Origin of the sequence: Acinetobacter sp. SK-43, from assembly GCF_015351505.1 — a bacterium.
Lineage (GTDB): Bacteria > Pseudomonadota > Gammaproteobacteria > Pseudomonadales > Moraxellaceae > Acinetobacter > Acinetobacter junii.
This window is the reverse complement of record NZ_JADKPY010000063.1, coordinates 1-15,664: the sequence shown is the minus strand read 5'-3', so window position 1 is coordinate 15,664 and position 15,664 is coordinate 1. Positions and strand designations below refer to the sequence as shown.

Below are 15,664 nucleotides of genomic sequence, written 5' to 3'. Positions count from 1 at the left end.
TATGAAAAATATTGAAGCAGTACAAGAGGCTCTTACATGGTTGGGTACTCCTTATCATCACCAGGGCCGAGTTAAGGGTGTAGGTGTAGATTGTGGGACATTGATTTGTGAAGTCTATGAAAAAGTGGGCTTGATGGATCACTTAGATCCGCGTCCGTATCCACCTGACTGGCATATGCACCAGATGGGACAACGTTATTTAGAGCAAGTCAAAAGCGTCTGTTTTGAAGTCGATGAACCACAACCTGGTGACATTGTTTTATACCACTTTGGCAAATGTATCAGTCATGGTGCAATTGTTGTCGAATGGCCTACGATTATTCACTCCTATATCCATCAGGGAGTGATTCTCCAAGATGGTACCAAAGGAAGTTTAGCCCGCCGTGTTGCGGGCTTTTTTCGTATGAAGAGGCTGAAAGAATAATATGGGCGGAATATTTGGAAGTACAACGATCAGTACGTCTGATACACGCATTAATTCAATGCGTATTCAACAATCAGCATATGGTCTATGTCAGCCACTAATTTATGGAAAGACGCGTGTGGCCGCGAATATGATTTGGTTTGGTGATTTCAAGGCTACACCTCATACGACTGTACAAAAGTCAGGTGGTAAAGGTGGTGGTGCTAAAACTAGAAACACTACTTTTAGTTACAGTGCTTCTTTAATGTTAGGGCTATGTGAAAACCAAATCCAAAAAATTGGATTGATATGGGTGGATAAAGAGCAATATGTACCAAAACAGAATGGTTCATTAACCCTAGATCCAATCGATCAATTGCAGTTTGAATTGTTTGATGGCAACAACAATCCTGTTTGGGGTTATTTAGTTTCAAAACATCCAGATGATGCTATTAACTATCCATACCTTGCATATGTTGCTTGTGCAAATTATGAATTAGGAAACAGTGCGAGTCTTTCTAACCACAATTTTGAAGTCATTAGCACCATTAAGTTGTCAGAGACAATTGATGATGCAAATCCTGCTGATGTCATTGAAGACTTTATAACAAATCCAAGATATGGAGCTGCACCCAATCTAAATATCGCAGATTTGAGTGAGTTCCGAACTTATTGTAGAGCTGCAAACTTGTTAATTAGCCCTGCATTCACAGAGCAAAAAGCAGCTTTTGAAACAATCAATGAGATTGTTGAGGCTGTAAATTGTGCTGTAGTTCCAAGTCCTGACGGCTTAAAGATTCGTTCTTTTGGTGATTCTGCAATAACAGGTAATGGTGTGACGTTTACCCCCGATTTAACGCCACAATATCATTTAACTGATGATGATTTTATTGGTGACGATGAACCAGTTCGTGTACGCCGTAGTCGTGACACAGATGCATACAATCATATTCAAGTTGAATACATCAATCGTTATAACCAGTACAACACTGAAACGGCTGAAGCGAAAGATCAAGCCAATATTGAGATGTTCGGTTTACGTTCAGAAGATCCAGTTGAGCATCATTACTTTTGTGAACCCAAAATGGCGAGACACGCTGCTCAATTAAGACTGCAACGTTTGCTTTATGTTCGTAATGAATATGAATTTAATCTTGGTTGGAAGTACTGCAGATTGGAGCCAATGGATATTGTCACATTGACAGATTCAGGATTAGGCCTTGATCAATTTCCAGTTCGAATCACACGAATAGAAGAGGATGAAGATGGTCAGCTAACCGTTACTGCAGAAGAACTAGCGTTAGGCTCAAGATCTGCAATTGAATACGATTTACAGTCTTCGAATGGGTATCAGGGTGGGAATGAAGAACCAGGTAATGTGAATGCACCAATTATATTTGAACCGCCTTTGGATCTGACTGATGGAAAAAATCAAGTTTGGGTTGCTGTATCGGGAGGTATTAATTGGGGTGGCTGTAACGTTTGGGCTAGTCTTGATAATACAACTTATGAAATGATCGGGACTATTTACGGATCTGCACGTTACGGCCAGCTTGTATCGGCAATTGATGTTGATGATACCGCTTTCCAAATTGAGCTAAATACCGTCAGTCAAATGTTTAGCGGCACTCTTGAAGACGCTCAAGCTGATCAGACACTTTGTAAATTAGGTGATGAGTACTTAAATTATCAAGTGGCCACTTTAAATGGTACATCACTATATACATTAAGTGACGTTTTACGTGGACGCTTTGATGATGCGCAAACTCATAATGCAGGTGAGCCATTTGTTCGTTTAGACAAAGCCATTTTTGAACATGCATATAATCAGAATCTAATCGGAAATCAGATTTTTCTGAAATTTACTAGTTTTAATGGCTTGGAGCAAAATGAGCAAACATTAGATGAAGTTTCAGCGTATAGCTACACATTAACAGGTGGTCGTCCTTCAGGTGTTAAAGGGCTATCGCTGCAATCCCCATTTGTTGGAACTTCATTTAAAGTTCAGTGGCAAAGTGTCTCTGGTGCAACGGGTTACGTTGTTCAAATACTTTCAAGTGGGATTTTGCTTCGTGAAGTAGAAACGACTAACTCTGATTATAGCTACTCAATTGAGGAGGCATTAATTGATGGAGTCAAACGTGCTTATACAGTAAGGGTGGCTAGTAAAAATGCTAATAAATTGAGCACTTTTGCTGAGCTGAATATTAGTAACCCTGTACCTACGGCATTATCGAACATCTATTCATCTGCAACCTCTAATTCAATCACTGTTAGTTGGACTCCAAGTGATGCACCAGATCTAAAAGACTATGCAGTTTGGTTAAGTGCTACTTCAAACTTTGATCCATCAACAGTTCAGCCAACATGGATTGGATCAGGTTTAACAACGACTATAGGAAGTTTACAAAGTACTACGCCGTACTACATTCGTGTTGCAGCTCGTGATGTTTGGCAAGATACAGCGTGGAACTATTCAAATCAGATTACACAAAGTACTTCTGAGTAAAGATCAACGACTGATAGTAAAAATTTATACCGCCTTTTGGCGGTTTTTCATTTTCTGGAGTAGTAAAAATGCATGAACAACTTTCAATTAAAGCTTTGCCGTGGTTCATCAAGATTTTAGCAGCAGTTGTGGGGGCCATATTCGCACTAACATTAAGTGGAGATATAGACAAAGAAGGGCGAATTAAAATCAACGTTAGCGTGATTATGAAATTTGTCTTCAGTGTTGCTATTAGCTTATACGGTGGCTCCGCTTTTATTGAATACTATGAATTATCAAAACATTACTCACACATGGCTCAGGGCTTCGTGATGTTGATGTTTGCTGTGTTTGGAATGCTGTGTATTGGTATCTTGTACCAAGCTGTGCAGCTGATGAAAGGCAAGTCACTTGCTGAGATCATTGTGGAAGTCAAAGAAACATTTGGCTCAATTTTTAAATAAAGCTGATTTGATTCCTATACCGCTTAAAGGCGGTTTTTTTACGTATAAAGGAAAGTGAAATGAACATCGAACAATACCTAGATGAATTGATTAAACGTGAAGGCGGTTATGTAAACAATCCCGCAGATCGAGGCGGTGCTACAAAGTACGGTATTACTGAAGCTGTAGCACGTGCGAGTGGCTTTAAAGGTCATATGCGAGATCTACCTTTAGTTGTGGCCAAAGATATTTATCGAAAACAGTATTGGATCTCGCCGCGATTTGAACAAGTAAATACGATTAGTGCCGCTGTGGCTGAAGAGCTACTCGATACAGGAGTTAATTGCGGCACTGGCTTCGCCAAGCCATTATTGCAACGTGCCCTTAATTTACTCAACAACCAAGGCAAAGGCGGTTGGCCCGATTTAGTAATTGATGGGGTGTATGGATCTGCAACATTGAATGCACTCAAAACCTATATGTCCAAACGTGGCAGAGAAGGCGAAAAAGTTTTAGTGCGAGTTCTGAACATCATGCAAGGTCAGCGCTATATCGAAATCTGTGAACGCAATCCAACACAAGAACAGTTTTTTTACGGTTGGATCTCAAGTCGAGTGGTGATCTAAATGACTGAAACAGTAACTGAATTAACTCCATATCTGGAATATTGGAGCAGTGGTATCTATATGTTTAAATGCCCTGGTTGTAAATATTTACATCCGTTTCATGTTAATAGTCATCCTAATGGTAGCAAGTGGGGGTTTAATGGTGATGTTATTAAACCAACATTTACACCATCACTGCTCGTAAATGACCACTATCCAGAAAGTCGTTGCCATCTATTTTTAACTGACGGAAAAATTCAATTTCTTTCAGACTGTCATCATGCGTTAGCAGGGCAAACAGTAGATATGGTACCGATTGAGGATCTGTAATTATGCATTCAGATATTCTCAGGATTAATTGCAAACGCTCACTATCTTCATTGATTTTGAGCGTTTTTATTATGTGTATATTGCCAAGCTGCACAGCTAAAACAATCAATACTCACGTTAATGTTGGTATTCATGTTAGAGCACTTTAAGAAGTGCTGTAAGTTTTGAGAAAATTTATGCGCAAGATTCTATATACAGTTATAAGTTGGCGCAAAATTATGCTCACTATTAAGACGAAAAGAAAAAGCCCTCAATCGAGGGCTTTTTCTTTTCATCTATTCCAGTTCTATTTGATGATCATCTTTAGTCACCTTAATTTTTAATTTTTTGTATTTTCTTTTATTAGGATTCAGTGCTGAATTGGTCACTTCTTTTGAAAATACAGAATCATTCATTAGATCCCCATAGGCTTTGTAACCTAAAATAATTCGATCAGGTTGTCGCCCATTTCTAGAAACATATTGATCGATCATTAGGTTCAATTCATTTAAAAGACTTGTATCGCTCATGGTTTTGATGCATCACTTTTAAGAATTTATGAAAGAATAATATAATTAAACTGTGTTATCTATATGAAAATTAGAAAAAAATCAAAAATTTGCTGTCATAAAAATGTAACAAATGTGAATTACTTTATAGTATGAAATATGACAATTTATTTAATTTATTCTCAAAATATTTATTTTCCAATCCTAGATTAGGAGGAAAAAATTATGGATAAAACATTGAATGTTCGAGAAAGGAACAGAACTAATCATAGGATGAATAGATTTCTTTTGACTTATCATATGTTTTTAAATGAGAAATCACTTAAAGACTCAGACTTTAGTCGATTAATTTTTGTAGAAGAATATATAAAATCATTAAAATTCAAACTCTATGATGAGAGTTCTAAAATACAGCTTATAAATAATTTAGAGAAATTTTATCCAAATTTTGATGAGATTATTAATTCGAGTATCAAATAGCTCTGATGTAAGAGCTATTTGAATATTGATCTTAACTAATTAGCTTGCTGTTCCAATCACAGGCACCATCCTTGGGCCTGCTTGTCTTGCTTTTCTTATAATTTCTACAAGTTCATCGTAAGTAAGATTAAACGAATCCTCGCTATCAAATACATAAACCATATTCTTGCCTTCATACTCTGGTGGAGTAGGTGGAACAAAACGTTCAGGTATAAGCATTTGAGTAAGTTGTTCATCAGTTAATTTAAATAAATGCATAGTCATTATCCTATTCTAAAAAGTTCATTCCAATTCGTTAAATAAGAGGGCGATCGGCGGTTTTGATTCATCTGCCAGATAGCCTTAGTGTCATTGCAAAGTCCTAATGAAACATGATCTTTGCCGTATTTTTGTTTGATAGCTTCCATTGCATTTGAAAGCTTTTCGCGCTGATTGCGGTGCGTGTAGTCAGTGAATAAATCAGGTACAAATTTAGACTTGGGAATTAACTCTAGTAAAACAATTCCTGCCTTTTTATATTTGAATCCCTTCTTGTAGATCTGATCGATCCCTTTCATTGCCGCCCTGGTAATTTCTAATAAATCATCTGTATGTTCAGGCATCTGTACGATGATGTAGGGGGAGTATTTTTCACTCTGGTTAAAACGGCCAGTCTGAATAAATACACCAATCATTTTACAAATAGATCCATCATGACGCATACGTTCTACCGCTCTCGTTACGAATAATCGCACTGATGATTTAATATCATCTTTCTCTAAGACGGGTTGGCCATACGAACGGCTACTTATGATTTGCTGCTTTGATGGGTTTTCATTTTCAATATCGATGCATGAAACGCCTTGCAACTCGCGTACAGTTTTTTCCATTACAATCGAAAAGCTTTTCTTAATCTCTTTCGGATTTGACTCAATCAGATCCAATACGGACTTAATATTCATTAAGTTTAGTTTCTTACAGTTTTGGCGACCAACGCCCCAAACCTCGCCAACATCTATCTGCGCGAGTAATTGCTCAGATGAACACGGGTCCATCTCTACTAAATTACAAACCCCATCAAAATATTTATTTTTCTTTGCAATGTGATTTGCGATTTTAGCCTCAGTCTTACTGCGGCCAATCCCAATGCAACAGGGCAATCCTAGCCATTGTTGAGCCTTCAATCTCATTTCCTGAGCGTATTCAGTTAGATCATAGTTTTTCTCGAATGCTGTTAATTCAAGAAAGCACTCATCAATGCTATAAATCTCTTGCTCTCCTGGCGCAACATATTGGCTAAGCAGATTCATGAATCTGCGTGACATTTCTGCATAAAGAGCGTAGTTACTTGAGAGAACTTGCACATCGTACTTCTTAACAATGTCTTCAATCTGGAATAGTGGAACACCCATTTTTATTCCGAGATCTTTAGCCTCTTGGCTTCTAGCCACGGCACAGCCATCATTATTGCTAAGCACAATTACTGGGCGATCATTAAGGGATGGATTAAAAACACGTTCGCATGAAGCGTACATGTTATTGACATCCACTAGCGCGAATATCCTGGTATTACTTTTCATGACTATTCTTCTTATTATGAGCGATTACACATACGCTTTAAGTTGAACGTCACAACACCCCAGACAATAACAGTTTGATTGTCTTTAGGAATGATGTGTTGAAAAGCAGGATTCTCAGCTTTTAGCCAAACCTTAGGTAAAGGGTAGTCCTCATCACCAAAGATCTCTTTGATTTCCGACTTAGACATTTTGGCTGTAATCATAAGTCGCTTGATCGTAGAGTCTTTATTATCGATTAGAGCAACTACAATATCTTGATGAGCTGCTTCAATGCTTCGATCGATGATGATGGGATCATTAATCTCAAGACCAGCGCCCAACATCGACTCACTGTCTACACGTGCTATAAACGATGATATAGGGTTGTGAATGAGATATTCATTCAGATCCACCGTAGTTTCTAGATCATCTTTGGTCGCAAAAGCTGGACCTGCAGGGATACGCTCTAAAGCCATAGGTATAGAGGATTTAGACTTTGGAAGGATCGGTGTGAGACCAAGCTTATCGATCAGATCTGTTTGTATCGAGATCTGTTCAAGCAAGGAATTGATGGTAGTACTAGGTTTCCCTTCTGGTCCCATGAGAGTTTGTAAACTCGACCATGCACCATCCGAGAAGTAGATAGGCAACTTCTTAGACATTTTGATACTCCTACGCTACGAGGCGTGTTTGAAGTGAATCTGTTTTTATATGTTAAAGATTTTTAGTTTTAAAATTCAAATTTATTTATCTGTGGATAAACAACTAGAAGTCATAGCTTGTCGCGGACTAATGCGTATTTGGTCGGAATTTATGCATTTCTGATTTTGGTGCTGCTGTGAACTCATCTACAGGCATCTCGAAGAAGAAATCTTGAGCTTGATCATGTGAGCAATTCAACCAATCATTTCTGCGCTCTTGAGGAATAACAATTATTGAACGTTTTTCATCTTCAGGAGCATGGAATTGATTCATGAAGGGATGTGAATCAGAGTTGATCGTTAACATAGACATGGATCTGTATTCAAAGCCATTTATAACCGCATATTCGTAGATGCCAGCAACAGTAAAAGGCATTTCATCTCTGCGATAAATCCCATACCAATGAGACTTGCCATCGATATATTTCGGTTCAAAAATAGTTTCAACAGGAATAAGACAAAATTGGTTTTTCTTCCATGCATTACGGAAACTTGGTTTTGTCGCCACAGTCTCTGTTCTAGCGTTATATGTATTCTTTGCTTTCTTAATATCATCTAACCATGGTGCAACTAGACCAAATCGAGCTAAACGCCATTCAATATTCCCGCGTTTTGAGAACAAGATTGGACCTTCATAGTTAGGGTATACGTCAGTTTTATAGTCAAATGTAGGCTCAAACAAATTTAGAAATTGAGCGCGACTTTTTGAAATCGGTTGATAGTTGGCACACATGTAGTACCTCAGTTTTACATTTTTAAATTATTGCCGAGTATAATATTGACTGTAAAAAATCTCAAAAAACTCAATAGCTAGGCAATTAAAATAGTCCCAATCATTTATATCAGTTAATTCAGTATCAGAATAAAATGGTATTTTATTTAAAGGAAATTCATTTTTTCTAATTAATATCATTGGTTTTTCGAAGAGTTCGAATTGATGTGAAGTTAAATCGATAACTAATTCATCAACTTCAACCCAAACATGATATAAATTATCTTTATTTGCACCTCTAATTATAAAAATATCCTCATAACCTTCATTACATAATGCTCTATATAATAGACCAGAGGCAATATCGCAACAGCCATGAGGGAATCGTTCGTAGCAACTATTAACAAATCCGCTTAATTCATTCTCGAGGCATCTAAGAACACTTTCAGCTAAGTTTCTAATTAATATGTTCTTATTACTTTCCATTTCAAGATCTCAATTTAAAAAAATTCCTATGCGACTAGCTTGGTAATTTAGTCATAATGTCGTAACTATTCTTTAAACCAATTGACCACCCAGCCTCTTTATAAAAAGGCTCGCCATACTTGATAGTGTGTTCAATGTAGAAGTAGATCCAGTCTTTCATTTTTATTCTCAATTATTCATGCAGTAGTTTAGATTTCTCATACTTGCTCTTTAATGAATCAAGGTAGTCTGACCAAGCTTGCATCATCACAACACGCTCTTCAAGATACTTAGTTCTATTGTATGCACGACCATTCACATCTCTAACCTGATGGCCAAGTTGCTGTTCAATTCGTTCAATTGGAAATCTCAAAACTTCATCCAAGAGAGTTCTTGCAGTTGCACGAAAGCCATGTCCAGTTGTCTCACCATTAATAAAACCTAAATTCTTAAGTGCTTTATTGATGCTTGATTCACTTATAACACCAGCAGTGGAGTTACTAGCAAAGCAAAACTCCTGATTTCCATTTATTGTATATAGTTCTTTAAAATACTGAAAAACCTGATCAGACAAGGGAACAATAAGATCTATAGAAAGTGAGTTTGCTGTTTTCTTGGGTGTGAATTTCCACTGTTTATTATCAAAATCTATGTCGGCCCATTTTGCTTGTCGTAAGTCTCCTGGTCTCGTAAAAACATGAGGCAGTATCTTTATTGCATATGCGACGGATATAGATCCACGACCATTATATTGCTCAGCTAAATATACTAATTTACCAAGTAACTTTGGATCTGTTATTGCAGCATTGTGTTCAGATTTTCTTGGTTTAATGATTCCTTGAATATCATGAGCAACATTTCGATCACAAATGCCTAACGCAATAGCATATTTAAACACTTGAGAAGCTTTTGACCGCATACGTCTTGCAGTTTCTACTTTTCCTTGTTTTTCATAAATCTTGCAAATGTCTAATAACTCAATTGCTGTGATCTCGTTGATAGGGCGATGACCAATAGCTTGAAAAAGGTATTTATAAACAAACTGATTTCTTTGAGATGTAGATTCCGCTAGTACTTCGGTTTCCATGAAGTCTTTAGCTATCGCTTCAAAAGTATTTTTTAAAGCAAATATCTGACGATGTTCTTCATGTTTCTTTTCAGTTGCTGGATCTTGGTTGTTAGCTAGCTCTGATCTGAATTTTTCTCGATACTGCCGTGCTTGAGCTAATGTAATTTCTGGGTAGACACCAATTGCAATAGTATTACGAGTCTTAACGATAGGGCGTGTATAGTCGAATCGCCAGTATGTACCGCCATGCTTATCTATCAATAGATACAAGCCTTTGCCGTCAGCTAACTTAAAAGCTTTCTTTTGATCTTCTTTTTTTTGATTAGAAATAACAGTTCTTATCTTACTATCAGTAAGTGGGGTAACGATTTTAGCCATAATAACGGTATATTAGATTTTATGATTTCAATGTACCGTTAAATATACCGCTATTTTTACGGTACAAATAGATATTTAATGATACAACGTGATACAAGGGAAATGCTTAAAAGTCTTATTTTGTAAGGTTTTAGGAGCTATTTGATACTACATGAAACTTATTTTTGGTGCGCTCAGCGGGACTCGAACCCACGCCACAGGCTTCGGAGACCTGTACTCTATCCTGTTGAGCTATGAGCGCATGCGAGCCACATGATAGGCAAAAAAATCATATAGGTAAATATAAACATGACCACCAAGTGATTTCTTGCTTATTAAAAGAGCAATTATTCAAATTATGATCTTATTTATAAGGTCAAATTTATAAATGTTGAACTGAATAATTAATTAGCTTAAGTGTTTGATTCAGTTGAGTCGGTGGAATGCGGCTTTCTTGTAAGGAGGTAATCCACTGCATTTGACATGCTTTTAATTGTTGCACGGTTTTTATTGTTTGAATCTTTTGGATTAAAGGACGAGCCATCAAACCGCAATAGGTGGTTAGTGTTTGGATCATCACTTGTTGAATCTCTACAAAAGGTAATTTTTCAAGTTCAATATTTTCAAATGTTTCTTCATCAGGGCTTGGTGTTGTTGAATGATTATTTTCAAGCGGTTCTGTAATTGCTGATGGAATGATAGGAGCAGTTTGTTCCAAAGGTGTTTCTTTTATATTTGTTGGCTCTGCCTGTTGAGCAAGTAAACCCATGTCAATCAGTTGTTGAACAAGCTCAGATGGTGCAATTTTTTCTTTGTAGTTATGGTCTAGTTCTTGAAAGTCTTCATGATCAATAAGTAATAGAAGTCGTCGTTGTTTTGCAGTCAAAGCGATATTGCGTTGTTGCAATGCATTTTGTCCAAGTTCCGTTTTAAAAAAATGTGACATCTCTTAATCTCCCCCAGTCAAGATCTAGATGGAGATTAAGATATAGTTGAAAAGTGACAGAAATGTTAACAAATTATTAAATATCATCTATTTGCATAAAGTAAATAGAAAATAATTGAACTTATTGAAAATTAACGTGCTTTTTTAGACGATATAATTTTCTAGTGCCTTTCTTAAGTACGGATCGAGATCATCTTGTCGCATTAACCATTGCACATAATCTGTTGGTAAATCAGAGATCGAAGTGCCTTTGTGTTTACCGAAGCTAATTGATTTTGGAATGCGTGCTTCTTCTGAAGCTACATAGAGTTGTTCAATTGTTTGGATATTTAAATGATGGATGATATGCATCAAAATATTGGCTGTTAAAATAATATCTGCATCAGCTCTATGTGCGCCTTTCAGCATTTCACGTGCTTTATCACTTCCTTTCGAAATTAAATAAATTAATGCAGAAATATTATGCGCTTCTGCATTTTCCCATACACGACGAGCAAGCGCTAGCGTACAAATAGGCTTTAATTTGGAAACATCAACACCACATTTCGCAATTGCTGAAATATCGTAATCAACATTGTGACCAATGATATACGCAGTTTGTTCTGGTAATTCGAATTCATTATAAAAAGGTTGATCGATCAAATCCGATTCAAGAATATGATGAACTGCCATAGCGGCGTATGAGATCGGTTGACCGACTTGATAGAGTTGATCAAAAATTTTGGTTTTATCTAAACTTAATTTACCACTCTCTATCTCGATTGGTGCATATGCAATTTCTATCGGTAAGCCATTCAATGTATGGGTTTCAGTATCTAAAATGATAGCTTGCATTGGGTTATGACCTAAGTGAAGTAGAGTGGATTTGATATCTTACTCGAAATTATGCCTCAACCAAGATGTGTTCGATTCGCAATCGCTATATTCCTCTGGTAATTCGATTTTTTGATTAAAAATAAATCTTATTTTGCTGATGAAAAGACTTGAAACGCATTTCGAATAAGCGTAATTGTTGACAGTGAAATGCTTTAGAAAAGATCTAAAGATGCATCAAAAATAAAATAGTTAAGGAAAAACTATATATGAAAATGAAATTATTAACGGTTGTTATGCTGAGTTCGAGCCTTGTTCTAACGGCTTGTGGTGGAAGTGACGATTCAAGCTATACATCGAAACCAAGTATTCCTGAAAACAACTTTAAAAATCCAGTAGTTGGAATGCCCGTTGCTTACACAAAAACTGATTTCTCGGCATTTGCTTCTGAAAGCTCTGTCATGACATATAAAATGTTGGGACAAAATGGCAAAGAAACATTAGCGACTAGTTTGATATTCGTTCCAAAGGGAACGATGCCATCAGGTGGTTGGAAAGTTGTCGTTTGGGCACATGGAACAACGGGAGTTGCTGATCAATGTGCGCCTAGTCGAAATGCAACGAATATCTATATACAAGACATGATTAATAAGTTTCTTGCAGCTGGCTATGTTGTTGTAGCTCCAGATTACGAAGGTTTAGGTGAACCAAGTGGGAGAGAATTACATCCATTTTTAAATGTTAAGAGTGAAGCATACTCAATAACAGATGCTGTTGTTGCAGCAAGATCTTATTTGGCGAGTCAGGGGAAAGTGCTTTCACGTCAATGGGTGACTGTAGGGCATTCCCAAGGTGGGCAGGCAGCACTAGGTGCAGCGCAATATGCGAGTCGCGCTAAATTGGAATATAAAGGCACGGTTGCAGTAGCTCCAGCATCGAACTTAGGAGCAATTCTAGTTAAAGGTGAGCAATCTGTTGAAAATGCACCTATCGCTCAGCAAATCCAAATGTATGCTCAACTTGATACTTTTACTGCATTAATCACAGCAGGGATAAGAAATCTGCAACCTACTTTTAATTATATTAACGTCTTTAAATCACCAACGGATGAGATTGCAAGTCGAGCAGAATTAGATTGTTACGATCAGGTTGGTCAGAAGTTCGGTGCGGCAATGCAAACGTATGCATTCACAAATGGTAGCCTAGCTAACTATCCACGAACTCAAACTAATTTTATGGCAATTCCATTGGTTAAGACTTTCTTGGAGAATGATTCACAGCCTGCACAAGTTAAACTGAGCCAACCTGCACTGATTTATCAGGGTGGTAAAGATACAACAGTTCCTCGTGAAGCAACGGATGGTCTTGTCTTGTTAGCACGAAGTAAAGGATCGCAAATTCAATATTTTACTAATGCAGAATGGGATCATGGCACTGCTTATGTGCTAAATATCTCAAATATTGTTAACGATGTGAAAACATTGATGCCTGCGAGCAATTAATTTAAAAATCGCGTTTATTCGCCCAGTATTTCAGCTAAATGAAATACTGGGCTTGTTGTTAATCAATAACTACTTCCGTTTCCCAACCGTCATATTCAGCATTGTAAAGCTTGCATAACTCGAATAATTCTAAAGTACAACGATCTATTGAATATTGATCAACGTGATCTATCCGAGAAATTTGTAGAGAAAACTTCATATGTTCATCATCAAGTTGATCGATTTGTACAACTTCAAAACCTAAAGCTTGAGTCTTGTGTACACATTCAGCTAAGTCTGTTTCATTTTGGAAGAAAAGCCAATGATATACAGGTCGAGCTATCTGTAGACGATCACCATAATGAAGAAGATTCTCAACAACAGCTCGATTAGATATAGTCTGTAATATTTCTGGAGTAGGGTACATGCATTTAAAATATGAAGACCAATCTGGTTCATCGCGGTGACCAGTTTGATAGGAATATTGAGAGAATTTTTGCATGATAAGTTGAATTTTATGTTCTAAGACAGTCGCATCCTTACAATAAAAATAGAATTCTCTGATTTTATTATGTGTCAATCTCCCTACATATATGCTCTGACTTCCATCTGTTAGGCTAGGTATGATTTCATCCTCAAAAACCATTAAATGGTCAAATTCTTCACTTGAAGATAAGCCATCTTCTCGCGGTTGATTCATTTTAATTTCTAGCCAAACTAATTGTAATCTTTGTGATATAGGTGCGATTTCAGCCAAGGCTAAATTAACAAAATAGCTTGCAGGCATCTCATCAATTTGACACATATAGTAATTCCAGTTTTCTGGAAGTTGGAATTCATGATTGTTCAGAGTATTTTCGAAGTCCATTTTTTATACCAAATTTTAGTTATTTAAAAACTTGTTAGATTCTTCATCATTTTCATTGATATCGGAACATTCAGAATGAATAAAATTCACGAATAATTAAATAAATATCAATCTGTGAAAAGGCAAACTTCATGCTACAATACGCACCAATCTTTAGCACGGCTTAAAAGCCCTAATTTATAGGACCCCCGCTAATGTTTGCCAATATTTCTATTGCTCAATTTGATCCAGAATTAGCTCAAGCGATTGCTTCTGAAGGCGAACGCCAAGAAGCTCACATTGAGTTAATTGCATCAGAAAACTATTGCTCTCCAGCAGTTATGGAAGCTCAAGGATCAAAACTTACGAACAAATATGCAGAAGGTTATCCTGGCAAACGCTATTATGGCGGTTGTGAATATGTTGACGTAATTGAACAACTTGCAATTGACCGTGCGAAAGCATTGTTCGGTGCTGATTATGCAAACGTTCAACCACACGCAGGTTCACAAGCAAACTCTGCTGTGTATTTAGCGCTTCTCAACCCAGGTGATACAGTACTTGGTATGAGCTTAGCTCACGGTGGTCACTTGACTCACGGTGCTAAAGTAAGTTTTTCTGGTAAAACATACAACGCTGTTCAATACGGTTTAAACCCTGAAACGGGTGAGATCGATTATGAAGAAGTTGAACGTTTAGCTTTGGAACACAAGCCGCGTATGATCGTTGCTGGTTTCTCTGCTTATAGCCAAGTTGTTGATTGGCAGCGTTTCCGTGAAATCGCTGATAAAGTTGGTGCTTATCTTTTTGTTGATATGGCTCACGTTGCAGGTTTAGTTGCTGCTGGTGTTTACCCGAACCCAGTTCAAATTGCTGATGTAACAACGACTACAACTCATAAAACGCTTCGCGGTCCACGTTCTGGTTTAATCCTTGCAAAAGCAAATGAAGAAATCGAAAAGAAACTTCAATCTGCTGTATTCCCTGGTAACCAAGGTGGTCCTTTGATGCACGCAATTGCTGCTAAAGCAATTTGCTTCAAAGAAGCGATGTCTGATGAGTTCAAAACTTACCAACAGCAAGTCGTGAAAAATGCTCAAGCTATGGCTGAAGTATTAATTTCACGTGGTTATGATGTTGTTTCAGGTGGTACAGAAAATCATTTATTCTTATTGTCTTTAATCAAACAAGACGTAACGGGTAAAGATGCTGATGCATGGTTAGGTGCAGCACACATTACTGTAAACAAAAATGCAGTTCCAAATGATCCACGTTCTCCATTCGTTACTTCTGGTATCCGTATCGGTACTCCAGCTGTTACAACTCGTGGTTTTGGTGAATCTGAAGTTCGTGAACTTGCAGGTTGGATTGCTGACATCATCGACAGTAAAGGTGATGAAAAAGTTATCGCTGAAGTGAAAGCTAAAGTAGAAGCTGTTTGTGCAAAATTCCCAGTATATGCAAACTAATTTGTATATCTAAAAAAAGCGCCGCAAGG

Annotated in this window: 19 protein-coding genes and 1 tRNA gene; 8 read left to right on the top strand and 12 right to left on the bottom strand. The window is 37.2% G+C overall.

The window, feature by feature from the left end; genetic code table 11:
- Nucleotide 1: 1 nt before the first annotated feature.
- The 5 genes from IRT38_RS12080 (at nt 2) to IRT38_RS12060 (ending at nt 4,269) form a co-directional block, all read left to right on the top strand.
- On the top strand, nt 2–424 hold the full coding sequence (locus tag IRT38_RS12080; RefSeq protein WP_194597827.1) for an NlpC/P60 family protein: 423 nt from the start codon (nt 2–4) through the stop codon (nt 422–424).
- A gap of 1 nt (nt 425) precedes the next feature.
- Nucleotides 426–2,912 (top strand): phage tail protein, encoded by a 2,487-nt coding sequence (locus IRT38_RS12075; RefSeq protein ID WP_194597826.1) that lies wholly within the window; start codon nt 426–428, stop codon nt 2,910–2,912.
- A 68-nt stretch (nt 2,913–2,980) separates the two neighbouring features.
- Nucleotides 2,981–3,355 carry a hypothetical protein gene (locus IRT38_RS12070; RefSeq protein ID WP_151769275.1) on the top strand — a complete coding sequence of 125 codons (375 nt, stop codon included), beginning with the start codon at nt 2,981–2,983 and terminating at the stop codon, nt 3,353–3,355.
- 59 nt (nt 3,356–3,414) lie between these two features.
- The gene (locus IRT38_RS12065) at nt 3,415–3,960 is read left to right on the top strand and encodes a glycoside hydrolase family 108 protein (protein ID WP_194597825.1); all 546 of its coding nucleotides are present in this window, start codon (nt 3,415–3,417) and stop codon (nt 3,958–3,960) included.
- Entirely contained in the window at nt 3,961–4,269 is a 309-nt protein-coding gene (locus tag IRT38_RS12060) for a DUF6527 family protein (RefSeq protein WP_194597824.1), read from the top strand.
- A 275-nt stretch (nt 4,270–4,544) separates the two neighbouring features.
- On the opposite strand, the gene IRT38_RS12055 is transcribed toward IRT38_RS12060, so the two are convergent.
- Nucleotides 4,545–4,778 carry a hypothetical protein gene (locus IRT38_RS12055; protein WP_125299818.1) on the bottom strand — a complete coding sequence of 78 codons (234 nt, stop codon included), beginning with the start codon at nt 4,776–4,778 and terminating at the stop codon, nt 4,545–4,547.
- 204 nt (nt 4,779–4,982) lie between these two features.
- On the opposite strand from IRT38_RS12055, the gene IRT38_RS12050 reads away from it, so the two are divergent.
- Nucleotides 4,983–5,237: a hypothetical protein gene (locus tag IRT38_RS12050; RefSeq protein ID WP_125299819.1), complete on the top strand. Its 255-nt coding sequence runs from the start codon at nt 4,983–4,985 to the stop codon at nt 5,235–5,237.
- Between the two features lie 39 nt (nt 5,238–5,276).
- Here the strand turns inward: IRT38_RS12050 and IRT38_RS12045 are convergent, their stop codons facing one another.
- The 10 genes from IRT38_RS12045 to IRT38_RS12005 all read right to left on the bottom strand — a co-directional run bounded on the left by IRT38_RS12045 (nt 5,277) and on the right by IRT38_RS12005 (nt 11,859).
- A complete protein-coding gene (locus tag IRT38_RS12045) occupies nt 5,277–5,495 on the bottom strand; it encodes a hypothetical protein (protein ID WP_194597864.1) in 219 nt (72 codons plus the stop codon).
- A gap of 5 nt (nt 5,496–5,500) precedes the next feature.
- A complete protein-coding gene (locus tag IRT38_RS12040) occupies nt 5,501–6,796 on the bottom strand; it encodes a Y-family DNA polymerase (protein WP_194597823.1) in 1,296 nt (431 codons plus the stop codon).
- Between the two features lie 14 nt (nt 6,797–6,810).
- A complete protein-coding gene (locus IRT38_RS12035; protein WP_194597822.1) occupies nt 6,811–7,437 on the bottom strand; it encodes a LexA family protein in 627 nt (208 codons plus the stop codon).
- Between the two features lie 127 nt (nt 7,438–7,564).
- Entirely contained in the window at nt 7,565–8,209 is a 645-nt protein-coding gene (locus IRT38_RS12030; RefSeq protein WP_194597821.1) for an SOS response-associated peptidase, read from the bottom strand.
- A gap of 27 nt (nt 8,210–8,236) precedes the next feature.
- Nucleotides 8,237–8,674, bottom strand: a complete 438-nt coding sequence (locus IRT38_RS12025; RefSeq protein WP_194597820.1) for a hypothetical protein — start codon at nt 8,672–8,674, stop codon at nt 8,237–8,239.
- 34 nt (nt 8,675–8,708) lie between these two features.
- A complete protein-coding gene (locus IRT38_RS17630; RefSeq protein WP_260523783.1) occupies nt 8,709–8,834 on the bottom strand; it encodes a hypothetical protein in 126 nt (41 codons plus the stop codon).
- A gap of 12 nt (nt 8,835–8,846) precedes the next feature.
- Nucleotides 8,847–10,100 (bottom strand): tyrosine-type recombinase/integrase, encoded by a 1,254-nt coding sequence (locus tag IRT38_RS12020; protein WP_194597819.1) that lies wholly within the window; start codon nt 10,098–10,100, stop codon nt 8,847–8,849.
- A gap of 165 nt (nt 10,101–10,265) precedes the next feature.
- Nucleotides 10,266–10,341 (bottom strand) — tRNA-Arg (locus IRT38_RS12015).
- A 120-nt stretch (nt 10,342–10,461) separates the two neighbouring features.
- On the bottom strand, nt 10,462–11,025 hold the full coding sequence (locus IRT38_RS12010) for a hypothetical protein (protein ID WP_099948533.1): 564 nt from the start codon (nt 11,023–11,025) through the stop codon (nt 10,462–10,464).
- Between the two features lie 144 nt (nt 11,026–11,169).
- Nucleotides 11,170–11,859: a putative quorum-sensing-regulated virulence factor gene (locus tag IRT38_RS12005; RefSeq protein WP_194597818.1), complete on the bottom strand. Its 690-nt coding sequence runs from the start codon at nt 11,857–11,859 to the stop codon at nt 11,170–11,172.
- A gap of 248 nt (nt 11,860–12,107) precedes the next feature.
- On the opposite strand from IRT38_RS12005, the gene IRT38_RS12000 reads away from it, so the two are divergent.
- Nucleotides 12,108–13,340 (top strand): alpha/beta hydrolase, encoded by a 1,233-nt coding sequence (locus tag IRT38_RS12000; protein ID WP_129262996.1) that lies wholly within the window; start codon nt 12,108–12,110, stop codon nt 13,338–13,340.
- A 58-nt stretch (nt 13,341–13,398) separates the two neighbouring features.
- Here the strand turns inward: IRT38_RS12000 and IRT38_RS11995 are convergent, their stop codons facing one another.
- The gene (locus tag IRT38_RS11995) at nt 13,399–14,187 is read right to left on the bottom strand and encodes a DUF695 domain-containing protein (protein WP_194597817.1); all 789 of its coding nucleotides are present in this window, start codon (nt 14,185–14,187) and stop codon (nt 13,399–13,401) included.
- A gap of 194 nt (nt 14,188–14,381) precedes the next feature.
- On the opposite strand from IRT38_RS11995, the gene glyA reads away from it, so the two are divergent.
- The gene (gene glyA, locus IRT38_RS11990; protein ID WP_004915215.1) at nt 14,382–15,635 is read left to right on the top strand and encodes a serine hydroxymethyltransferase; all 1,254 of its coding nucleotides are present in this window, start codon (nt 14,382–14,384) and stop codon (nt 15,633–15,635) included.
- The last annotated feature ends 29 nt before the right edge of the window (nt 15,636–15,664 follow it).

Coding starts and splice junctions, on each gene's coding strand:
- IRT38_RS12080 (WP_194597827.1), top strand. CDS start 2: ATGAAAAATATTGAAGCAGTACAAGAGGCTCTTACATGGTTGGGTACT.
- IRT38_RS12000 (WP_129262996.1), top strand. CDS start 12,108: ATGAAAATGAAATTATTAACGGTTGTTATGCTGAGTTCGAGCCTTGTT.
- IRT38_RS12030 (WP_194597821.1), bottom strand. CDS start 8,209: ATGTGTGCCAACTATCAACCGATTTCAAAAAGTCGCGCTCAATTTCTA.
- IRT38_RS12040 (WP_194597823.1), bottom strand. CDS start 6,796: ATGAAAAGTAATACCAGGATATTCGCGCTAGTGGATGTCAATAACATG.
- IRT38_RS17630 (WP_260523783.1), bottom strand. CDS start 8,834: ATGAAAGACTGGATCTACTTCTACATTGAACACACTATCAAGTATGGC.
- IRT38_RS12025 (WP_194597820.1), bottom strand. CDS start 8,674: ATGGAAAGTAATAAGAACATATTAATTAGAAACTTAGCTGAAAGTGTT.
- IRT38_RS12005 (WP_194597818.1), bottom strand. CDS start 11,859: ATGCAAGCTATCATTTTAGATACTGAAACCCATACATTGAATGGCTTA.
- IRT38_RS12050 (WP_125299819.1), top strand. CDS start 4,983: ATGGATAAAACATTGAATGTTCGAGAAAGGAACAGAACTAATCATAGG.
- glyA (WP_004915215.1), top strand. CDS start 14,382: ATGTTTGCCAATATTTCTATTGCTCAATTTGATCCAGAATTAGCTCAA.
- IRT38_RS12060 (WP_194597824.1), top strand. CDS start 3,961: ATGACTGAAACAGTAACTGAATTAACTCCATATCTGGAATATTGGAGC.
- IRT38_RS11995 (WP_194597817.1), bottom strand. CDS start 14,187: ATGGACTTCGAAAATACTCTGAACAATCATGAATTCCAACTTCCAGAA.
- IRT38_RS12035 (WP_194597822.1), bottom strand. CDS start 7,437: ATGTCTAAGAAGTTGCCTATCTACTTCTCGGATGGTGCATGGTCGAGT.
- IRT38_RS12010 (WP_099948533.1), bottom strand. CDS start 11,025: ATGTCACATTTTTTTAAAACGGAACTTGGACAAAATGCATTGCAACAA.
- IRT38_RS12070 (WP_151769275.1), top strand. CDS start 2,981: ATGCATGAACAACTTTCAATTAAAGCTTTGCCGTGGTTCATCAAGATT.
- IRT38_RS12065 (WP_194597825.1), top strand. CDS start 3,415: ATGAACATCGAACAATACCTAGATGAATTGATTAAACGTGAAGGCGGT.
- IRT38_RS12055 (WP_125299818.1), bottom strand. CDS start 4,778: ATGAGCGATACAAGTCTTTTAAATGAATTGAACCTAATGATCGATCAA.
- IRT38_RS12075 (WP_194597826.1), top strand. CDS start 426: ATGGGCGGAATATTTGGAAGTACAACGATCAGTACGTCTGATACACGC.
- IRT38_RS12020 (WP_194597819.1), bottom strand. CDS start 10,100: ATGGCTAAAATCGTTACCCCACTTACTGATAGTAAGATAAGAACTGTT.
- IRT38_RS12045 (WP_194597864.1), bottom strand. CDS start 5,495: ATGCATTTATTTAAATTAACTGATGAACAACTTACTCAAATGCTTATA.